Source organism: Kitasatospora sp. NPDC057936 (assembly GCF_042887525.1).
In the GTDB taxonomy this organism is placed as follows: domain Bacteria; phylum Actinomycetota; class Actinomycetes; order Streptomycetales; family Streptomycetaceae; genus Kitasatospora.
Map to the genome: position 1 here is coordinate 7,019 of NZ_JBHVPD010000102.1, position 16,537 is coordinate 23,555.

Annotated in this window: 13 protein-coding genes and 1 tRNA gene; 7 read left to right on the forward strand and 7 right to left on the reverse strand. The window is 72.9% G+C overall.

What is annotated here, in order from left to right; genetic code table 11:
- Positions 1 to 74 precede the first annotated feature (74 nt).
- The 3 genes from ettA to ACFVU9_RS37310 all read right to left on the reverse strand — a co-directional run bounded on the left by ettA (position 75) and on the right by ACFVU9_RS37310 (position 4,614).
- On the reverse strand, positions 75 to 1,739 hold the full coding sequence (gene ettA, locus ACFVU9_RS37300; protein ID WP_380499424.1) for an energy-dependent translational throttle protein EttA: 1,665 nt from the start codon (positions 1,737 to 1,739) through the stop codon (positions 75 to 77).
- Between the two features lie 301 nt (positions 1,740 to 2,040).
- On the reverse strand, positions 2,041 to 3,498 hold the full coding sequence (locus tag ACFVU9_RS37305) for a Cys-Gln thioester bond-forming surface protein (protein WP_380436688.1): 1,458 nt from the start codon (positions 3,496 to 3,498) through the stop codon (positions 2,041 to 2,043).
- Positions 3,499 to 3,852: 354 nt separating this feature from the next.
- On the reverse strand, positions 3,853 to 4,614 hold the full coding sequence (locus tag ACFVU9_RS37310) for a single-stranded DNA-binding protein (protein WP_387601290.1): 762 nt from the start codon (positions 4,612 to 4,614) through the stop codon (positions 3,853 to 3,855).
- Positions 4,615 to 5,114: 500 nt separating this feature from the next.
- Here ACFVU9_RS37310 and ACFVU9_RS37315 point away from each other — a divergent pair.
- Positions 5,115 to 5,190: transfer RNA gene (locus ACFVU9_RS37315), tRNA-Arg, on the forward strand.
- Positions 5,191 to 5,424: 234 nt separating this feature from the next.
- Here ACFVU9_RS37315 and ACFVU9_RS37320 read toward each other — a convergent pair.
- Complete coding sequence (locus tag ACFVU9_RS37320) at positions 5,425 to 6,102, reverse strand: TetR/AcrR family transcriptional regulator (protein ID WP_387601293.1); 678 nt, start codon at positions 6,100 to 6,102, stop codon at positions 5,425 to 5,427.
- Positions 6,103 to 6,190: 88 nt separating this feature from the next.
- Here ACFVU9_RS37320 and ACFVU9_RS37325 point away from each other — a divergent pair, with 88 nt between their 5' ends.
- The gene (locus ACFVU9_RS37325; protein ID WP_380436681.1) at positions 6,191 to 6,739 is read left to right on the forward strand and encodes a GNAT family N-acetyltransferase; all 549 of its coding nucleotides are present in this window, start codon (positions 6,191 to 6,193) and stop codon (positions 6,737 to 6,739) included.
- 91 nt (positions 6,740 to 6,830) lie between these two features.
- On the opposite strand, the gene ACFVU9_RS37330 is transcribed toward ACFVU9_RS37325, so the two are convergent.
- Positions 6,831 to 8,330: an MFS transporter gene (locus ACFVU9_RS37330; RefSeq protein WP_380493383.1), complete on the reverse strand. Its 1,500-nt coding sequence runs from the start codon at positions 8,328 to 8,330 to the stop codon at positions 6,831 to 6,833.
- A 171-nt stretch (positions 8,331 to 8,501) separates the two neighbouring features.
- Between ACFVU9_RS37330 and ACFVU9_RS37335 the strand changes: the two genes are divergently transcribed.
- The 3 genes from ACFVU9_RS37335 to ACFVU9_RS37345 all read left to right on the forward strand — a co-directional run bounded on the left by ACFVU9_RS37335 (position 8,502) and on the right by ACFVU9_RS37345 (position 10,868).
- The gene (locus tag ACFVU9_RS37335) at positions 8,502 to 9,191 is read left to right on the forward strand and encodes a TetR family transcriptional regulator (RefSeq protein ID WP_380436677.1); all 690 of its coding nucleotides are present in this window, start codon (positions 8,502 to 8,504) and stop codon (positions 9,189 to 9,191) included.
- A 39-nt stretch (positions 9,192 to 9,230) separates the two neighbouring features.
- A complete protein-coding gene (locus ACFVU9_RS37340; protein ID WP_380436675.1) occupies positions 9,231 to 10,094 on the forward strand; it encodes an enoyl-CoA hydratase/isomerase family protein in 864 nt (287 codons plus the stop codon).
- A 174-nt stretch (positions 10,095 to 10,268) separates the two neighbouring features.
- Positions 10,269 to 10,868 (forward strand): hypothetical protein, encoded by a 600-nt coding sequence (locus ACFVU9_RS37345; protein WP_387601297.1) that lies wholly within the window; start codon positions 10,269 to 10,271, stop codon positions 10,866 to 10,868.
- A gap of 7 nt (positions 10,869 to 10,875) precedes the next feature.
- Here ACFVU9_RS37345 and ACFVU9_RS37350 read toward each other — a convergent pair whose 3' ends face one another.
- Positions 10,876 to 12,099: an acyl-CoA dehydrogenase family protein gene (locus ACFVU9_RS37350; protein WP_380436671.1), complete on the reverse strand. Its 1,224-nt coding sequence runs from the start codon at positions 12,097 to 12,099 to the stop codon at positions 10,876 to 10,878.
- A 148-nt stretch (positions 12,100 to 12,247) separates the two neighbouring features.
- Between ACFVU9_RS37350 and ACFVU9_RS37355 the strand changes: the two genes are divergently transcribed.
- Complete coding sequence (locus ACFVU9_RS37355) at positions 12,248 to 12,886, forward strand: TetR family transcriptional regulator (RefSeq protein WP_387601300.1); 639 nt, start codon at positions 12,248 to 12,250, stop codon at positions 12,884 to 12,886.
- 79 nt (positions 12,887 to 12,965) lie between these two features.
- Positions 12,966 to 14,426, forward strand: coding sequence for a cellulase family glycosylhydrolase (locus ACFVU9_RS37360; protein WP_387601303.1), 1,461 nt, complete (start codon positions 12,966 to 12,968; stop codon positions 14,424 to 14,426).
- A gap of 9 nt (positions 14,427 to 14,435) precedes the next feature.
- On the opposite strand, the gene ACFVU9_RS37365 is transcribed toward ACFVU9_RS37360, so the two are convergent.
- The gene (locus tag ACFVU9_RS37365) at positions 14,436 to 16,460 is read right to left on the reverse strand and encodes a M3 family metallopeptidase (RefSeq protein ID WP_387601306.1); all 2,025 of its coding nucleotides are present in this window, start codon (positions 16,458 to 16,460) and stop codon (positions 14,436 to 14,438) included.
- Positions 16,461 to 16,537 lie beyond the last annotated feature (77 nt).

Consider the following 16,537-nt stretch of genomic DNA (forward strand, 5'->3'; position numbering starts at 1 on the left):
TTCGGCGGCTGCGGGCCGCGGCCCGGCAGGCCGCCCCGGGGGGCAGTCTGCCGGGCCGTCGTGACAGCTGGGTGTCAGCCGCGGGTCAGCTTCTTGTAGGTGGCCCGGTGCGGACGGGCGGCGTCGGCGCCCAGTCGCTCGATCTTGTTCTTCTCGTACGACTCGAAGTTGCCCTCGAACCAGAACCACTTGCTCTCGCCCTCGTAGGCGAGGATGTGGGTGGCCACCCGGTCCAGGAACCAGCGGTCGTGGGAGATGACCACGGCGCAGCCGGGGAACTCCAGCAGGGCGTTCTCCAGCGAGGAGAGCGTCTCGACGTCGAGGTCGTTGGTGGGCTCGTCGAGGAGCAGCAGGTTGCCGCCCTGCTTGAGGGTGAGCGCCAGGTTCAGGCGGTTGCGCTCACCGCCGGAGAGCACGCCGGCCGGCTTCTGCTGGTCCGGGCCCTTGAAGCCGAAGGCCGACACGTAGGCGCGGGACGGCATCTCGACCTGGCCGACGTTGATCCAGTCCATACCGTCGGAGACGACCTCCCAGAGGGTCTTCTTCGGGTCGATGTTGGAGCGGGTCTGGTCGACGTAGCTGATCTTGACGGTCTCGCCGACCTTGACCGTGCCGCTGTCCGGGGTCTCCAGGTCCTGGAGCATCTTGAACAGGGTGGTCTTGCCGGCGCCGTTCGGGCCGATGATGCCGACGATGCCGTTGCGCGGCAGGGTGAAGCTCAGGTCGTCGATCAGGACCTTCTCGCCGAAGGCCTTGTTGAGGTTCTCGACCTCGATGACGACGCTGCCCAGGCGCGGGCCCGGCGGGATCTGGATCTCCTCGAAGTCCAGCTTCCGCATCTTGTCCGCCTCGGCCGCCATCTCCTCGTAGCGGGCCAGACGGGCCTTGGACTTCGCCTGGCGGCCCTTGGCGTTGGAGCGGACCCACTCGAGCTCTTCCTTGAGGCGCTTGGCGCGCTTGGCGTCCTTCTGCCCCTCGACCTTGAGACGGGACTGCTTGGTCTCCAGGTAGGTGGAGTAGTTGCCCTCGTACGGGTAGGCGCGGCCGCGGTCGAGCTCCAGGATCCACTGGGCGACGTTGTCCAGGAAGTACCGGTCGTGGGTGACGGCGACGACGGTGCCCTTGTACTTCTCCAGGTGCTGCTCCAGCCAGTTCACCGACTCGGCGTCCAGGTGGTTGGTGGGCTCGTCGAGGAGCAGCAGGTCGGGCGCCTCCAGCAGCAGCTTGCAGAGCGCCACGCGGCGCTTCTCGCCACCGGAGAGCTTGGTGACCGGCCAGTCGCCGGGCGGGCAGCCCAGGGCGTCCATGGCCTGCTCCAGCTGGGCGTCCAGGTCCCAGGCCTCGGCGTGGTCCAGGTCCTCCTGGAGCTTGCCCATCTCGTCGAGCAGGGCGTCCGAGTAGTCGGTCGCCATCAGCTCGGCGATCTCGTTGAAGCGGTTGAGCTTCCCCTTGATCTCCTTGACGCCGTCCTCGACGTTCTCCAGGACCGTCTTGGACTCGTCGAGCGGCGGCTCCTGGAGGAGCATGCCGACGGTGAAACCGGGCGAGAGGAAGGCGTCGCCGTTGGAGGGCTGCTCCAGGCCGGCCATCATCTTCAGCACGGTGGACTTACCGGCACCGTTGGGGCCCACGACGCCGATCTTCGCCCCGGGGAGGAAGCTGAGCGTCACGTCGTCAAGGATGACCTTGTCTCCGTGCGCCTTGCGCACCTTGCGCATCGTGTAGATGTATTCCGCCACGTGAGATCGCTCCGGCGTCGTCGGGAGTAATTCGGCTTGCAGCCTTCCATTGTGCCGCACCGGCCGGGAGCCCCGAACCGCCCGGGTGACCCCACCGGGGTATACCGGACGGGCCGGCGGGCTCGCGCCGGGCCAACTGGGGGCCCACCCCCACCGCCGCCCCCGCCCCCCCGGGCCGTAACGCCCCGGGGACCCCCACCCCCACCCCCCCCCCCACCCCTCCGGCCCCGGCCCCCCGCCGCGGGTGGGGGTCGCCGGGCCGTCGCGCTACCTAGCCGTGCGGCTAGTGCGTGCTACCGGTTCAGGCGGCGCTGCCACCGTGGCGGCCACGGCGACGCAGGAAGAAGACCGCGGCACCACCGGCGATGACCAGGGCGCCGGCGACGCCGGCCAGGATCGGGGTGTTGCTGCTGGCACCGGTCTGGGCCAGACCGCCGGTGCCCGGGGCCGAGCTGGTGACGGCCGGGGCCGGGTGGGCGGCGGTGCTCACCGAGGCGGACGGGGTGCCGGCCGGGGTGGACGGCTTGCCGGTGGCGGCCGGGGTGGACGGGCCGGAGCTCGGGGTCACCGGGGTGGTGCCGGTGCCCTTGCAGTCCAGGATGCCCTTGAAGTTGTTGGTGTAGCCGTTCGGGCCGGTGACGGTGATGTCGTAGGCGGCCTTGTTGGTGACCGGGACGACCAGGCTCTCGGTCTTGCCGGGCTGGACGACCAGGTCCTTGCCCACCGGCTTCACGTTGACGGTGCCGGCCTCGTCACCGCCGTTGGCGACGGTGACCCGCACGCCGTTGCTGTCGCACTCGACCTGGGCGATGCTGTCGAGCAGCGCGCCCTTGCCCTGCTTCCAGGTGGCCTTGGCGGTGGCGCTGACGCTCAGCTTGCTGGAGCCGGCCAGGATCATGGTCTGGCTGTGCTTCTCGGGGGTGTAGCCCTCGCTGAGGAAGACGCGGCCGCTCGGGACGACGGTCTCGGCCGAGGCGGTGAGGGTGGCCCCACCGTCCGGGGTGCCGGCCGGGACGTCGAGGAAGAGCTGGGTGTCCTTGGCGATCGGGCCGTTCAGGACGCCGTTGACCTGCTTGCCGTCCTTGTCGAGGACCTTGATCTTGTCGGCGGCCGAACCGGCCACCGCCAGCTTCACCTGGGCGGCGCTGGAGTTGAGCGTGAACGGGCCGAGCTTGCCGCCCGACTTCCCGGAGACGGACTCCGGGGCGAGGGTGAGCGAGGGCTTCGGCTCGGCCGCGACACCCTTGTTCTTGTCGCCGATCAGGTAGTCGCGCAGCTGCTTGGCCTTGGAGTCCTGCGGGGTGGCGTTCTTGCCGTCCGAGAACTTCCAGATCGCGGCCTGGGTGCCGGCCGCGGCGTCCTCCGGGGAGAGCTGACCGGTGACGCCGGCGTCCGTGGACAGCTTGGCGAGGTCGGTGACCTGCGGGTAGGAGTTCTCCAGGATCCAGCGGATCTTGGAGGCGTCCTGCGCCTTGTCCTTGCGGCCGAGCGAGCTCGACTTCCAGTCCGACTCCTGGTACTGCGCCCCGCTGTCGAGGTACACGGGGTTGCCGAAGTCGATGCAGTAGGTCTTGAGCTCGCCACTGTCCGTCTTGAGCGTGAACAGACCGCCGTTGACGGTGTCGCCGCCCTCGATGTCGATCCGCTCGCCGAGCATCGTGTCCTGGACGATGGCGGTCACGCCCGAGCCAGGTGCGGCCGCAGCCGCCGCACCGGCCGCGAACAGACCTCCGCCCAGCGCAATGCTGGTCGTGAGCATGACACTAGCTATGCGGGGAAGACTCCGCCCCTGCATCTGAACCATCTGGTTTCCCTCCGGGCCGGGCCGTGCCGATGGGCAGCCCGCCGACTTGCCTTGCCGCGCGCGCCCCCTATGGCGCCGCTGCGGGGTATGAACCAGATGAATCCTATTGACCCCCAGAGGTCCGGAAACCTCCATGCGAAATCAGGACGATTCCGTATCTGTATCGTTATCAACCCTCCCAGTTTCCACACAAGCTGACGATCGGCCAGAAACTCTCCGCCACTTTCTGTTATCCGGCGGAGATTGCGCGTGCGGGCGCAACAACCGCCTCGATCTACATATTTGTCGACACTTTTGATCGACCCGGCGTCAGATCAGCAGCCCCTGGACGTCACCTCCGCTTCCCTTTCCGGACACCTCGCCACCGTCACCGGACGCCCCCTCGGACGCCGCATCCGTCCCATCCGCCCCATCCGCCCCACCGTCAGGCGGAGCCGCGACCGCCGTGGAAGCCGCCGCCGAGGCCTTCCGCGCGGCCAGGGCGTCCGCGATCCACCCCGGCACCGCCTCGCCCGCGGGCGACCCGCCGGGCTCGCCGCCCGCCGCGACGACCGCCGCCGGCGGGTGCCCCCGCGCACCCGCCGCCCAACGGAACGCCGAGGTACCGCGGTTGAGATCGTGTCCGACCGATCTGGCGTCGACCTCCACCCGGCCGCGCTTGCCCTCGCCCTCGGCCCACTCCCGCACCCGGAGCCGACCGCTCACCACCACCGGATCCCCCTTGGAGAGCGAGCCGATCAGGTTCACCGCCAGCGCCCGCCAGGCCGTCACCGTCACCCACTGCGTCTCGCCGTCCACCCAGCACTGGCGCTCGCGGTCGTACCGCCGCTCGGTGGACGCGAGCCGGAAGTTGGCCATCGGCACGCCGCTGCCCGTTTCGCCGTAGCTCACCTCCGTCGCGACATTGCCGATCACCGTCACCTGAGTCTCGTTCACAACGCACTCTCCGTTCTCGCCGATGCACCGTACGGAATCGACCGGTGCGTGACGAGAGTGCGCTTCACGGGAAATCCCCGCCAGGAAGTTCCGAAATCCTGTGGACAACTCGGCCTTGTGGAAAACTCTTGTCACTCGCAGGGGTGAATTTCGCCCTTCCGCTCCCCTGCGGACCCCAGACTCTTCGCGAGCATGACAACAATCGGGACCCTTCCCGGCCCTCCCCTCCGCCGGGGAACGCGGACCGCCCGCCGTCCGCCCACGTCATCCGACCGAAGGAAGCCGAATAGGGTCCCCCACCCGCGCCGCACGCGGTAGTTTCTCCGTGCCGAATCCATAACGGGTGAGGCGGCAGCCCCGTAACGACTGCACAACGTCCGGCGCGGAACGCTGCCAGAACGCTGCACACACGGCGTTCACCTGCGATTATCGGACCGCTCCACCGGAGCCGACACACCAACGGCGGTGCCGTCGAACCCGGCCGAGGAACTGGACACCCTTATCCTGTCCCCGACAGGGCGAGGGCTTGCCAACCCCCACCCCCAACCCTCAGGTACGGGGACGGACCCGGGCGCCCCACGCGCCCGCCGCCCGATCCCGGCAACGGTCACGCCCACCCGGGCGCCGCCCGTCCCGCCCCCATAGCTCAGCGGATAGAGCACCCGCCTTCTAAGCGGTAGGTCGCAGGTTCGAATCCTGCTGGGGGCACCACCTGCCAATTCGCGGGCCGCCGTCGCGGCCGCCGGGAAATCACCCGCACACGCACCGCTCATAACCCGTGACAATGCGTGTCATGGGCATCGCGAGAAACTCACTCCGGCATTCGGCGCCACTGAGGACCAAACGCACGACGCCCGCCGAACGACGGAAATCCGGCGAATCCGCCCTCTCGGTGCGGATTCGGCCGTTCCGGCGCACGACCGGTCCCGGGCCCCGCCCCGGAGTTCAGCCCGCGTCCGACACCGAAGGCCCGGAAGGCACAGGAGGCCCGGAAGGCCCGGAAGGAGCAGGAGCCCCCGCCAGCCCCGCCAGGTGGGCGTCCAGGAGCGCGACCTGCCGCTCCGGCGGGAACTCCCCCGGCGAGAACAGCGCCTGCACCACCAGCCCCAGCGCGAAGGCCTGCGCGCCCGCCGCGAGCTCCCCGGCGTCCGTCCCGGCCGGGAGCTCCCCGAGCCGCTGCGCGTCCGCCACGTGCCCCGCCAGGGCCTCGCGCGAGCGCCCGTAGCGGCCCGCGTGGGCGGCCGTCAGCTCGGCGTCGGCCAGGGCGACGTCCCAGGAGCCGACCCAGATCCGGTTGCCGGCCACGGCGGCCTCGTCCAGCGGCAGGACGTCGAGCAGCGCGGCCCGCAGCCGGGCCAGCCCGGCGGGCGGCGGCGGGGTGCCGTCGGCCGGGGCGGTGCGCCGGGGCCGGGAGAGCGAGCGCCGGTCCAGCTCCTCCAGCGCGTGGCCCAGCAGGGCCCGCTTGTTGGGGAAGTAGTGCGTCAGCAGACCGGTGGAGGCGCCCAGTTCGGCGGCCACCGCGCGCAGCGTCAGCCCTTCGAAGCCGCGGGTCGAGAGCACCCGCCAGACTCCCTCGGAGACTGCGAGGCGGCGGGCGTCATGGTCTCCACGGGCCGGTGTCATGGGGGCTATCGTACATACCAAACGTTTGTTATGAATGATGCTCCAGGCGGAACGCCCGTCCCGCGCCCTCCCCGGAAAGGCCCCACCCTTGTTTGCCGTACCGCTCGCCGAGAACGCCGAACTGCGCCCGCTGGAGCCGTGGCAGGCCCCCGAGTTCCTCGCCCACATCGACCGCGCCCGGGCCCACACCGACCCGTGGATCCCGTGGGCCGGCTACTCCACCGACCTCGACTCGGCCCGCGCCACCCTGCAGCGCTACGCCGACAAGCAGGCCGCCGACGCCGGCCGGATCTTCGGCATCTGGCGCGACGGCACGCTCGTCGGCGGCGTGATGTTCGTGAGCTTCAGCACCCAGAACGGCGTCTGCGAGATCGGCGCCTGGACCGAGCCGGCCGGCGAGGGCGGCGGGCTGATCACCGCCGCCGTCCGGCACCTGCTCGACTACGCCTTCGCCACCCGGGGCCTGCACCGCGCCGAGTGGTGGTGCTCCGCCGGGAACGCCCGCAGCCGCGCCGTCGCCGAGCGGCTCGGCATGACGCTGGACGGCACCCTGCGCGAGTGGTACCCGCACAACGGCGTCCGCCACGACAAGCAGATCTGGGGGATCCTGGCGACCGAGTGGAAGCCGCAGGCCTGACGGCCGGGCCGCGCGAAGAGCGGGACCCGGTGGATTCCCCACGTTCCACCGGGCCCCGCTCCTCGACGCACCGACCGCGCACGGGCCCCGCTCAGGCCGCCAGCACCGGCCGGTCCGCCGCGTCGGCCGCCACCTCCGCGGCCGGCGTCCGCAGCCGCAGCGCGAGCAGCAGCACCAGCCCCATCACCCCGGCCGCCGACAGGAAGACGACGTCGACCGCGTCCGTGAAGCTGCGCACCGCGTGGTCCCGGGCCGCCCCGGTCAGCGTCCGGAGCGCGCCCATCGACCGGCCGGGCTCGCCCTCCGCGAAGACCCGGGCCAGCAGCGTGCCGAAGAGCGCCGCGCCGAGCGCGTTGCCGAGGGTCTGGAAGAACCGGATGCCGGTGGTCGCCACGCCGAGCTGGTGCCGCGGGGCGGCGTCCTGGACCAGCGGGATCAGCTGGCCGATCAGCTGGCCGAACCCGGCGCCGAGCAGGGCGAGTTCGAGGCCGACCGCCCACAGGCCGGTGTCCGGGCCGCTGAGCCCCAGCAGGGCGAGGGCGAGCGCGCCGAAGGCGGCCCCGGCCACCAGGAAGGTGCGCGGCGCGTGGCCCCGGGCGGTCAGCCGGCCGACCAGCACGCCGGACGCGGTCATCCCGGCGGCCATCGGGATCAGGTAGAGGCTGGCCGAGGTCGGGGCGACCCCCCGGGCGATCTGCAGGTAGATCATCACGTACACGATCGCGCCCATCATGCCCATCCCGGCGAGGCCCTGGACGGCAAAGCCGATCCGCACGACCGGGATCCGGAACAGCGAGAGCGGCAGCACCGGTTCGGCGGCGGTGGCCTGGCGCCACAGGAAGAGGCCGAGCGCGGCGAGGGTGGCGGCGGCGGTCCCGAGGATCACCGGGGAGGTCCAGGCGTAGTCCTTGCCGCCCCACTCGGTGACCAGCAGCAGGCCGGTGGCGAAAGCGGCCGCGAGGGCGGCGCCGAGGAAGTCCAGGCCGCGGCGGCCGACCGTCCGCGGCAGCTTGAGCACCAGGGCGGTGCCGACCAGGACGAGCAGGCCGAGCGGCAGGTTCACGTAGAAGATCCAGCGCCAGCCGACGTGGTCGGTGAACAGCGCGCCCACCAGCGGACCGACGGCCATGCCGACGCCCGCGAAGATGCCGCCCATGGCGCCGCCCTTGCCGGCACCGCGCTCCGCCGGGTCCTTGAGGTGGGCGATGACGACCATCGTGACGCTCATCAGCCCGCCGCCGCCGATGCCCTGGACGGCCCGGAAGGCGATCAGCTGACCCATCGTCTGCGCCGCGCCGCAGGCCGCCGAGCCGAGCAGGAAGGTGCCGACCGCCCCGAGCAGCACGCGCTTGGCGCCGTAGACGTCGCAGAGCTTGCCGTAGAGCGGCAGGAGGGCGGTCGCGGCCAGCGAGAACGCGCTGATCAGCCAGGGCAGCCGGTCGACGCCGTGGACCGGGTCGAGGTCGCGGACGATCGGCACGGTGGCCGCGGACACGATGTTCGAGTCGAGGATGGCCAGCACGATCGTGACCATGCAGAGCAGCATGCCCAGTCTGCGCTGGGCGGGTGTCATCGGGCTTTCGGATGCCATCGGTAAGTCCCCCCGGAGACGGTGGAGTTCGGAGCCGGACCGGTGCGGCCCGGCGGCACGTCCACCACGATGGCAGCCAATATGTACCGAGTCAATTCTTTAGCCCGATCGATTCTTCGGCCGAGACAAAACTTCATCCCGGACCATCTTTGAGCCTGGTACAGTCGGGCCATGGCGACGAACCACGGCTTGGACCTCGGCCCCGGCCGCGACCTCGACGCGCTCCCGCTGCGCGAGCGCAAGAAGATCCAGACCGGCATCCGGATCTTCCGCGCGGCCATCGGGCTGTTCGCCGAACGCGGCTTCGACCAGGTGTCCGTGGCCGAGATCGCGGCCGCCGCCGAGGTGTCCAAGATGACCGTCTTCAACTACTTCCCCACCAAGGAAGACCTGGTCATGGGCCCGATGGAGCAGCACCTCGACGAGCCGGCCCGGGTGGTGCGCGACCGCGCCCCGGGCGCCTCGGCGGTGACGGCCCTGCGCGACCACTTCCTGGCCGCACTGGAACGGCTCGACCCGGCCACCGGCCTCAACGACGACCGGGTCGTGCTCGACGTGGTCCGGCTGGTGCACGGCACCCCCGCCCTCGCGACGCGCGCCACCGCCGGCTTCGGCCGCGAGGCCCAGGCACTGCTCACCGCCGAGCTGCTCGCCCAGGACCCGGCCCACGACGAGCTCACCGCCCGGGTCGCCGGGGCCCAGCTGCTGGCCGTCCGGGTGACCCTGACCACCGAGAACCAGCTCCGCGTGCTGGCCGGCGAGCGCGCCGCCGAGGCCCTGCCCGCCGCCCTCGACCGCGCCCACCGCGCGTTCGCCCTCGTCGAGCGGGGCCTCGGCGACTACTGCGCCGGCGCCGCCTGAGAGAGTGGGCGCACCACGAGACCCGGAGGTGCCGCCCGCATGGACCCCACGGACCACGGCGACCACAAGGACCGCACGGACCACGAGGACCGCACGGACCGGTCGCTGCTGACGCGGGAGCGCACCACCCTGCCCGCCCGCGCCGACGGGCTGCACGCCCACGTCGGCGAGGACGGCGTCGCGGTGCTGGAGTTCGCCCGCCCGCACCGGCGCAACGCGGTCACCCTGGCGATCTGGCGGGCGCTGCCCGGGGTGCTGCGGGAGCTCGCCGAGCACGCGGGCGTCCGCGCCCTGCTGCTGACCGGCGCCGGCGGCACCTTCAGCGCGGGCGCGGACATCGCCGAACTCGCCGAGGTGTACGGCGATCCGGAGCGCGCGGACGCCTACCACGCGGTCAACGTCGCCGCCGAGGAGGCGCTGGCCGCCTTCCCGCACCCGACGATCGCCGCCGTCCGGGGTGCCTGCGTCGGCGGCGGCTGCCAGCTGGCCGTCGCGTGCGACCTGCGGTTCGTCGCCGAGGACGCCCGGCTCGGGATCACCCCGGCCAAGCTCGGCGTGGTCTACCCGGCGGTGCCGACCCTGCGGCTGGCCCGGCTGGTCGGCCCGGCGCGCGCCAAGTACCTGCTGTTCTCCGGCGAGTTGGTGCGGGGCCGGGACGCGCTCGCGCTCGGCCTCGCCGAGCAGGCCCTGCCGGACGCCGAACTGGACGCCGCCGCGCTGGAGTTCGCCCGGCTGCTGACCAGGCGCTCGCCGCAGACGATCGGCGCGGTGAAGGCCGCCCTGGCCGTCCCGGAGGAGCGGGCGGCGGCGGCCCTGGAGCCGTGGGAGCGGCGCTCCCGGGAGGCCTCGGACGTGCACGAGGGGCTGGCCGCGTTCCTGGAGGGCCGCCCGGCCCGGTTCTGACCGGCCTGTTTCCTACCGGCGCATGTGCGACCGGCCCGCTTCCCACCGGCCCGTTTCCCACCGGCCCGACCGCGGGCCGGCGGCCGCGCGCACGTACGATCATCCGGCCCGACCGCCCCACGACCACCCGGGCCGCCCAGAGCGACCAGACCGATCCCCGGAGCAGCGACCCCGATGACCGAAGCCGCGACCGCCCCCGCCCCCCACACGCTCTGGGCCCGGCGGATCACCGACGGCGTCGAGCCGAAGAACGTGATCATCGTGCTGCTGCCGCTGCTCGGCGGCCTGCGCTACGGCTGGAAGGGCATCGCCTGGGCGGCCTTCGCGGCGCTGTTCGCGGCCGTGATCCCGACCCTGTTCATCCAGCGCGCCATGCGCCGGGGCACCGTCGGGGACCGGCACGTCGGCCACCGGCAGAGCCGGCTGACGGTCCTGCCGTTCATCATGGGCTCGGTCGCGATCGCCTTCGCGGTGATGCTGTGGCTCGCCGCCCCGGCCGACCTGACCGCGCTGGTGGCCGCGATGTTCGCGTCGCTGATCCCGATCCTGGTGATCACCGTGTGGTGGAAGGTCTCCGTGCACACCGCCGTCACCAGCGGCGCGGTGGTCTGCCTGGCGATCGCGCTCGGCCCGTGGTGGCTCGCGCTCTCCCCGCTGGTCGCCGCCGTCGGCTGGTCCCGGACGGTGCTGCGGGACCACACCACCGCGCAGACCGTCGTCGGCACGGTGGTGGGCGCCCTCAGCGCCGGGCTCACCTTCTGGCTGGCCCGTTGAGGCCCGGCTAGCGGATCGGCATCCCCGAGATCGCGCGGGCGATCACCAGCCGCTGGATCTCGCTGGTCCCCTCGAAGATCGAGTAGATCGCGCTGTCCCGGTGCATCCGCTCCACCGGGTACTCCCGGGTGAAGCCGTTGCCGCCGAGGATCTGCATCGCCTGCGCGGTGACCCACTTGGCCGTCTCGCCCGCGTACAGCTTGGACATCGAGCCCTCGGCCGCGGTGAACGGCCGGTTGTTGACGGCCATCCAGGAGGCCCGCCACACCAGGAGCCGGGCGGCGTCGATCCGGGTCCGCATGTCGGCCAGCTGGAAGGCGACCCCCTGGTTGTCGATGATCGGGCGGCCGAACTGCTCACGCGTCTTCGCGTAGTCCAGCGCGACCTCGTACGCGGCCCGCGCGATGCCGATCGCCTGCGCGCCGACGGCCGGGCGGGAGGCCTCGAAGGTGGCCATGGCCGCGTTGCCCCGGCCGCTCTTGCGCACGCCCTCGCGGGCGCGGGCCAGCCGCTCGTCCAGCTTCTCCTTGCCGCCGAGCAGGCAGCTGCCGGGCACCCGGACGCCGTCCAGGACGACCTCGGCCGTGTGCGAGGCCCGGATGCCGTGCTTCTTGAACTTCTGGCCCTGGCTCAGTCCGGGGGTGCCCGGCGGGACGACGAAGGAGGCGTGGCCGCGGGCGCCGAGCTCCGCGTCGACGGTGGCGACGACGACGTGGACGGCGGCGATCCCGCCGTTGGTGGCCCAGGTCTTGGTGCCGTTGAGCACCCACTCGTCCTTGGCCTCGTCGTAGACGGCCCGGGTGCGCAGCGCGGAGACGTCGGAGCCGGCGTCCGGCTCGGAGGAGCAGAAGGCGGCCACCTTGACGTCGTCGGGGGTGCCGAACATCTGCGGCGTCCAGGTGCCGATCTGCTCGTCGGTGCCGTTGGCGAGCACGGCGACGGCGGCCAGCGTGGTGCCGACGATGGACAGGCCGATGCCCGCGTCGCCCCAGAACAGCTCCTCCATGACGATCGGGATGCCGACGCCGGAGGGGTCGAAGTACTGCTGGGCGTAGAAGTCGAGCGAGTAGATGCCGAGCTTGGCAGCCTCCTGGATGACCGGCCAGGGGGTCTCCTCGCGCTCGTCCCACTCGGCCGCGGCGGGCCGCACCACGTCGGCGGCGAAGCCGTGCAGCCAGTCGCGCACGGCGAGCTGGTCCGCACCCGGGTCCATCGAGAACGTGCTGCTCATGGTGCTTGCCTCCGCAGAAGGGGTACGGCCGACCGGGGTGTTACCCGGGGTAACATCGTCGGAGTCTGCTACTGATTGGTAACCGGTGTCAACGCCCCGCACCGCCCGGCGCCCCCCGCGCCGGCCCACCCGACCCGAGGAGCAGCGCATGTCCCGAGAGCCCCGCCGCGAGCAGCTGCTCAACGCCGCCGACCGGGTCATCCAGCGCGAGGGCCCGGCCGCGAGCATGAACGCCATCGCCGCCGAGGCCGGCATCACCAAGCCGATCCTCTACCGGCACTTCGGCGACCGGAACGGCCTCATCCGGGCCCTGACCGAGCGCCACACCGGCGGCCTGCTGGCCGCCGTGCGGGCCGCGCTCGCCGCACCGCTGGAGCGCCGCGACCGGGTCGAGCACGTCCTGGACACCTACCTGGCCGGCATCGAGGCCCGCCCGCAGGTCTACCGGCTGCTCACCCACCCCGAGCCCGGCGACCCGACCGGCGCGGGCAACGCGCTCGCCCCCGCGCTGCGCCAGATCGCCGAGGAGATCACCCGGGCCGTGCAGAGCCAGGTCGACCTCGGCGCCGACCGCGACCTGCTCGCCGAGGCCTGGGGCCGGGGCATCACCGGCATGGTGCTGGCGGCCGGCGACTGGTGGCTGGAGTCCAAGCCGTGCTCGCGCACCCGCATGGTCCAGGCCCTCGCCGACCTGCTCTGGGGCCGCCTCGCCGCCGCTGCGGACCTGCCGACCGCCGTCCTGCCGACCGCGCCCGCCGATCCGGCCGAGGCGAACGGCGCCGTCTGAAGCCTTTCGTCCAGACCCTTGTGCCGGCCCCGGCAGCGCGGGCATCATCGGGCCCCACCCACCGCCGTGCGAGGTCCGAATGCGCCTGCGCCGCACCGCCGTTGCCCTGCTGCTCGCCGCCACCGCCGTCCTCGCCGGCGCCCCCGGCGCGTCCGCCGGTGAGGCCGCCGGAGCCACGGCGGCCACGGCGGCCCGCTTCCCGACCGGCACCGCCACCGGCCCGGACGGCCACACCGCGCTCACAGACGCCCGGGGCCGCCGGCTCCAGCTGCGCGGCTTCAACCTCGACAAGTACGCCGAGGCCACCGAGGCGGACGTCAGGTCCGTCGCGGCCCAGGGCTTCACCCTGATCCGCGTGGCGGTCTCCTGGAACCGGCTGGAGCCCGAGCGAGGCCGCCTCGACCCGGCCGAACTCGACCGCCTCCAGCGGCTCCTCGGCTGGGCCGACCGCTACGGCGTGCTCGCCCTCGTCGACTTCCACCAGGACGTCTACGGGCCCGCGTTCGGCGGCGGCGACCGCGGCATCCCGCGCTGGGCCACCCGGGACGACGGCCTGCCGTTCACCCCCGATCCGAACGACTGGTTCGCCGGCTACTTCCAGCCCGCCGTCCAGGCCGCCTTCCGCCACCTCTACGACGACCCCGACCTGCGCGCCTGGCAGGCCGACTTCTACACCCGGCTCGCCCGCGAACTGCGCGGCCACCGCTCGCTGCTGGGCTACGACCTGTTCAACGAGCCCTTCGGCCCGGTGGACGGCGACCCCACCGACCCGGCCGTCCTCGCCGCCGCCTCCGCCGCCCTCGAACAGGGCCGGCTCGCCGACATGTACCGCCGCCTGATCGCCGCCGTCCGCCAGGTCGACCGCCGCGCCTGGCTGTTCGTCGAACCGACCGTCCTGGTCGGCCAGGGCGTGCCCACCCGGCTGCCGGGCTTCGGCGACCCCCGGCCCGGCGCGCCCCGGCTCGGCTACGCACCGCACTTCTACGACACCGCCGTCGAGAACGGCGCCGACTGGGACCCGTCCGACGGCTTCGTCGAGCACTACACCGCCGCGATCACCGCCTACCCGGCCGCGCACCGGCTGCCCGTCCTGGTCGGCGAGTGGGGCCCGCCCGACTCCCGCACACCGGGCAACACCCGGCTGGTCCGGGAGCAGGTCGCGGCGATGGACGGCTTCGCCGCGGGCTGGACGATGTGGTACTGGTGCCGCGGCGACGGCGGCTACTGCGCGCTCGACCCGGCCGGGCGGCCCGCCCCCGGCGACGGGCCCGCGTTCGGCCCGTACCCCGCGGCCGTCGCCGGGACGGACGTGCGCACCGGCCCGGACACCGTCCGCTGGGACGCCGACGGCACCGGGCGCGGCAGCGAACTCGTCCTGCCGCCCGCCGCGTTCCCGCGCGGCGCGCAGGTCGCCGTCTCGCCCGCCGACGCCCGGGTCGAGGTCCGCCCGCCCGCGGACGGGCGCGCGGGCAGCGTCCGGATCCGGCTCCCGCACGCCCGCCCGGGCACCCCGGTGACGGTCACGCTCACCCCGAACTGACGAGGGCGATCAGGCCAGCCCCCGGCGCGCCAGCAGCGGCCCGGTCTCCGGCGCCCGCCCGACCACCGCGCGGAACGACTCCAGCGGGTCGCGGCTGAACCCGCGCGACAGCAGCTCGCGCCGGAACTCCTCGCCGCTCTCCCGCACCGAGCGGCCGTTCTCCCCGAACCACCGCACGGTGTCCGCGTCCAGCACCTCCGACCAGATGTACGCGTAGTACCCGGCGCTGTAACCGCCCGCGAAGACGTGCTGGAAGTAGGCCGACCGGTAGCGCGGCGGGATCGCCGGCACCGCGAGCCCGGCCTCCTCCAGCACCCGTGCCTCGAATTCCCCTGCGTCGGCGACCTCCCGGCCCCGCGGCAGGGTGTGCCAGGCCCAGTCCAGCAGCGTCGCCGCCAGGTACTCCACCGTCCGGAAGCCCTGGCCGAAACCCTCGGCCGCGACCATCCGCTCGACCAGCTCGGCCGGCAGCGGCTCCCCCGTCACGTGGTGGCGGGCGTAGTTGGCCAACACCTCGGGCCGGACCATCCACATCTCGTTGACCTGCGACGGGAACTCGACGAAGTCCCGGGGCACGGCCGTGCCCGCGAACAGCGGGTAGCGCACGTCCGAGAACAGCCCGTGCAGCGCGTGCCCGAACTCGTGGAAGAGGACGCGCACCTCGTCCCAGGTCAGCAGCACCGGCTCGCCCGGAGCCGGCTTCGGGACGTTCAGGTTGTTCATCACCACGGCCCGCCGGCCGGTCAGCGCGGACTGCGACACCAGCTCGTCCATCCACGCGCCGCCGCGCTTGGACGCGCGCGCGTGGAAGTCCCCGACGAACAGGCCCAGCGGGGTGCCGTCCTCCTCGGCGACCTCGAAGACCCGGGCGTCCGGGTGGTAGGCCGTCAGGTCCGGCCGCTCGGTGAAGCTGATCCCGTACGCGAGCCCGGCGGCGAAGAACGCGCCGTCGTGCAGCACCCGCTCCAGCTCGAAGTACGGGCGCAGCGCGGCCGCGTCGACCTCGTACGAGGCCTGCCGGACCTTCTCCGAGTAGTACGCCCAGTCGTGCGCGGCGAGCTCCGCGATCCCGTCCGCCGCGGCCGCCTCCGCCAGTTCGGCGGCCTCCCGGCGGGCGATCGCCACCGCCGGCTCGACCAGCCGCGACAACAGCCCGGACACCGCCTCGACCGAACCCGCGGTCTCGTCGGCCACGACGTACGCGGCGTGGGTCGGGTGGCCGAGCAGCCCGGCCCGCTCGGCGCGCAGGGCGGCCATCCGGATCGCGACCGGGCCGTTGACGTCCGCGGCCCGGCCGAGGGAGGCGGCGAGCAGGCGCTCGCGCACCGACCGGTCGGTCAGCAGCGCCAGTTCGGGCTGGCCCGAGGTGCTGCGCAGGCTCAGCACGTACTTTCCGTCGTGGCCGAGCACCCTGGCGTTCTCGGCGGCCGCGGCGACGGCGTCGGCCGACAGGCCGTCGAGCTCGTCCGCGGAGTCCAGGACCAGCGCGGCGGCCTTGGTGGCGGCGTTCACGTTCTGCTGGAAGGTCGTGGCGAGGGCGGCGAGTTCGGCGTTCAGCTCGCGCAGCCGCTCCTGCTCGGCCGCGCCCAGCCGGGCGCCGGAGCGGACGAACGCGGTGTGCCGGCGCTCCAGCAGCCGCAGCGACTCCGGGTCCAGGCCGAGCTCGGCGCGGCGCCCGTACAGGTCCTCGATCCGGGCGAACAGGGCCCGGTCCAGGTGGATCGCGTCGTGGTGCGCGGCCAGCAGCGGGCTCACCTTCGCGTCCACCTCGTCGACGACGTCGTTGGTGTCCACCGACACCTGGTTGCGGAAGACCACCCCCACCCGGCGCAGCACCTCGCCGGAACGCTCCAGGGCCACCAGCGTGTTGGCGAAGGTCGGCGGCTGCGGATCGGCCGTGATCGCGGCGATCTCGGCCAGCTGCTCGGCCATCCCGCGCTCGTAGGCCGGCAGGTAGTGCTCCTCACGGATCTCGGCGAAGGGCGGCAGTTCGAAGACCAGGGTGCTGGCCTTGAAGAACGGGTTCTCGGTCATTTCACGGACCCTACGCCGTGTCCCGCGCGCTGCCTACGCGATTCCGGCCCCGCGTCGTCCGCCGTTGTCGTACCCAC

What these genes read in the sequence shown, in the direction of transcription:
- ACFVU9_RS37340 (WP_380436675.1), top strand. Translation starts at nt 9,231, where the DNA reads ATGGACCCCACGGACCACGGCGACCACAAGGACCGCACGGACCACGAG.
- ACFVU9_RS37330 (WP_380493383.1), bottom strand. Translation starts at nt 8,330, where the DNA reads ATGGCATCCGAAAGCCCGATGACACCCGCCCAGCGCAGACTGGGCATG.
- ACFVU9_RS37345 (WP_387601297.1), top strand. Translation starts at nt 10,269, where the DNA reads ATGACCGAAGCCGCGACCGCCCCCGCCCCCCACACGCTCTGGGCCCGG.
- ACFVU9_RS37355 (WP_387601300.1), top strand. Translation starts at nt 12,248, where the DNA reads ATGTCCCGAGAGCCCCGCCGCGAGCAGCTGCTCAACGCCGCCGACCGG.
- ACFVU9_RS37305 (WP_380436688.1), bottom strand. Translation starts at nt 3,498, where the DNA reads ATGCTCACGACCAGCATTGCGCTGGGCGGAGGTCTGTTCGCGGCCGGT.
- ACFVU9_RS37365 (WP_387601306.1), bottom strand. Translation starts at nt 16,460, where the DNA reads ATGACCGAGAACCCGTTCTTCAAGGCCAGCACCCTGGTCTTCGAACTG.
- ACFVU9_RS37360 (WP_387601303.1), top strand. Translation starts at nt 12,966, where the DNA reads ATGCGCCTGCGCCGCACCGCCGTTGCCCTGCTGCTCGCCGCCACCGCC.
- ACFVU9_RS37320 (WP_387601293.1), bottom strand. Translation starts at nt 6,102, where the DNA reads ATGACACCGGCCCGTGGAGACCATGACGCCCGCCGCCTCGCAGTCTCC.
- ACFVU9_RS37350 (WP_380436671.1), bottom strand. Translation starts at nt 12,099, where the DNA reads ATGAGCAGCACGTTCTCGATGGACCCGGGTGCGGACCAGCTCGCCGTG.
- ACFVU9_RS37335 (WP_380436677.1), top strand. Translation starts at nt 8,502, where the DNA reads ATGGCGACGAACCACGGCTTGGACCTCGGCCCCGGCCGCGACCTCGAC.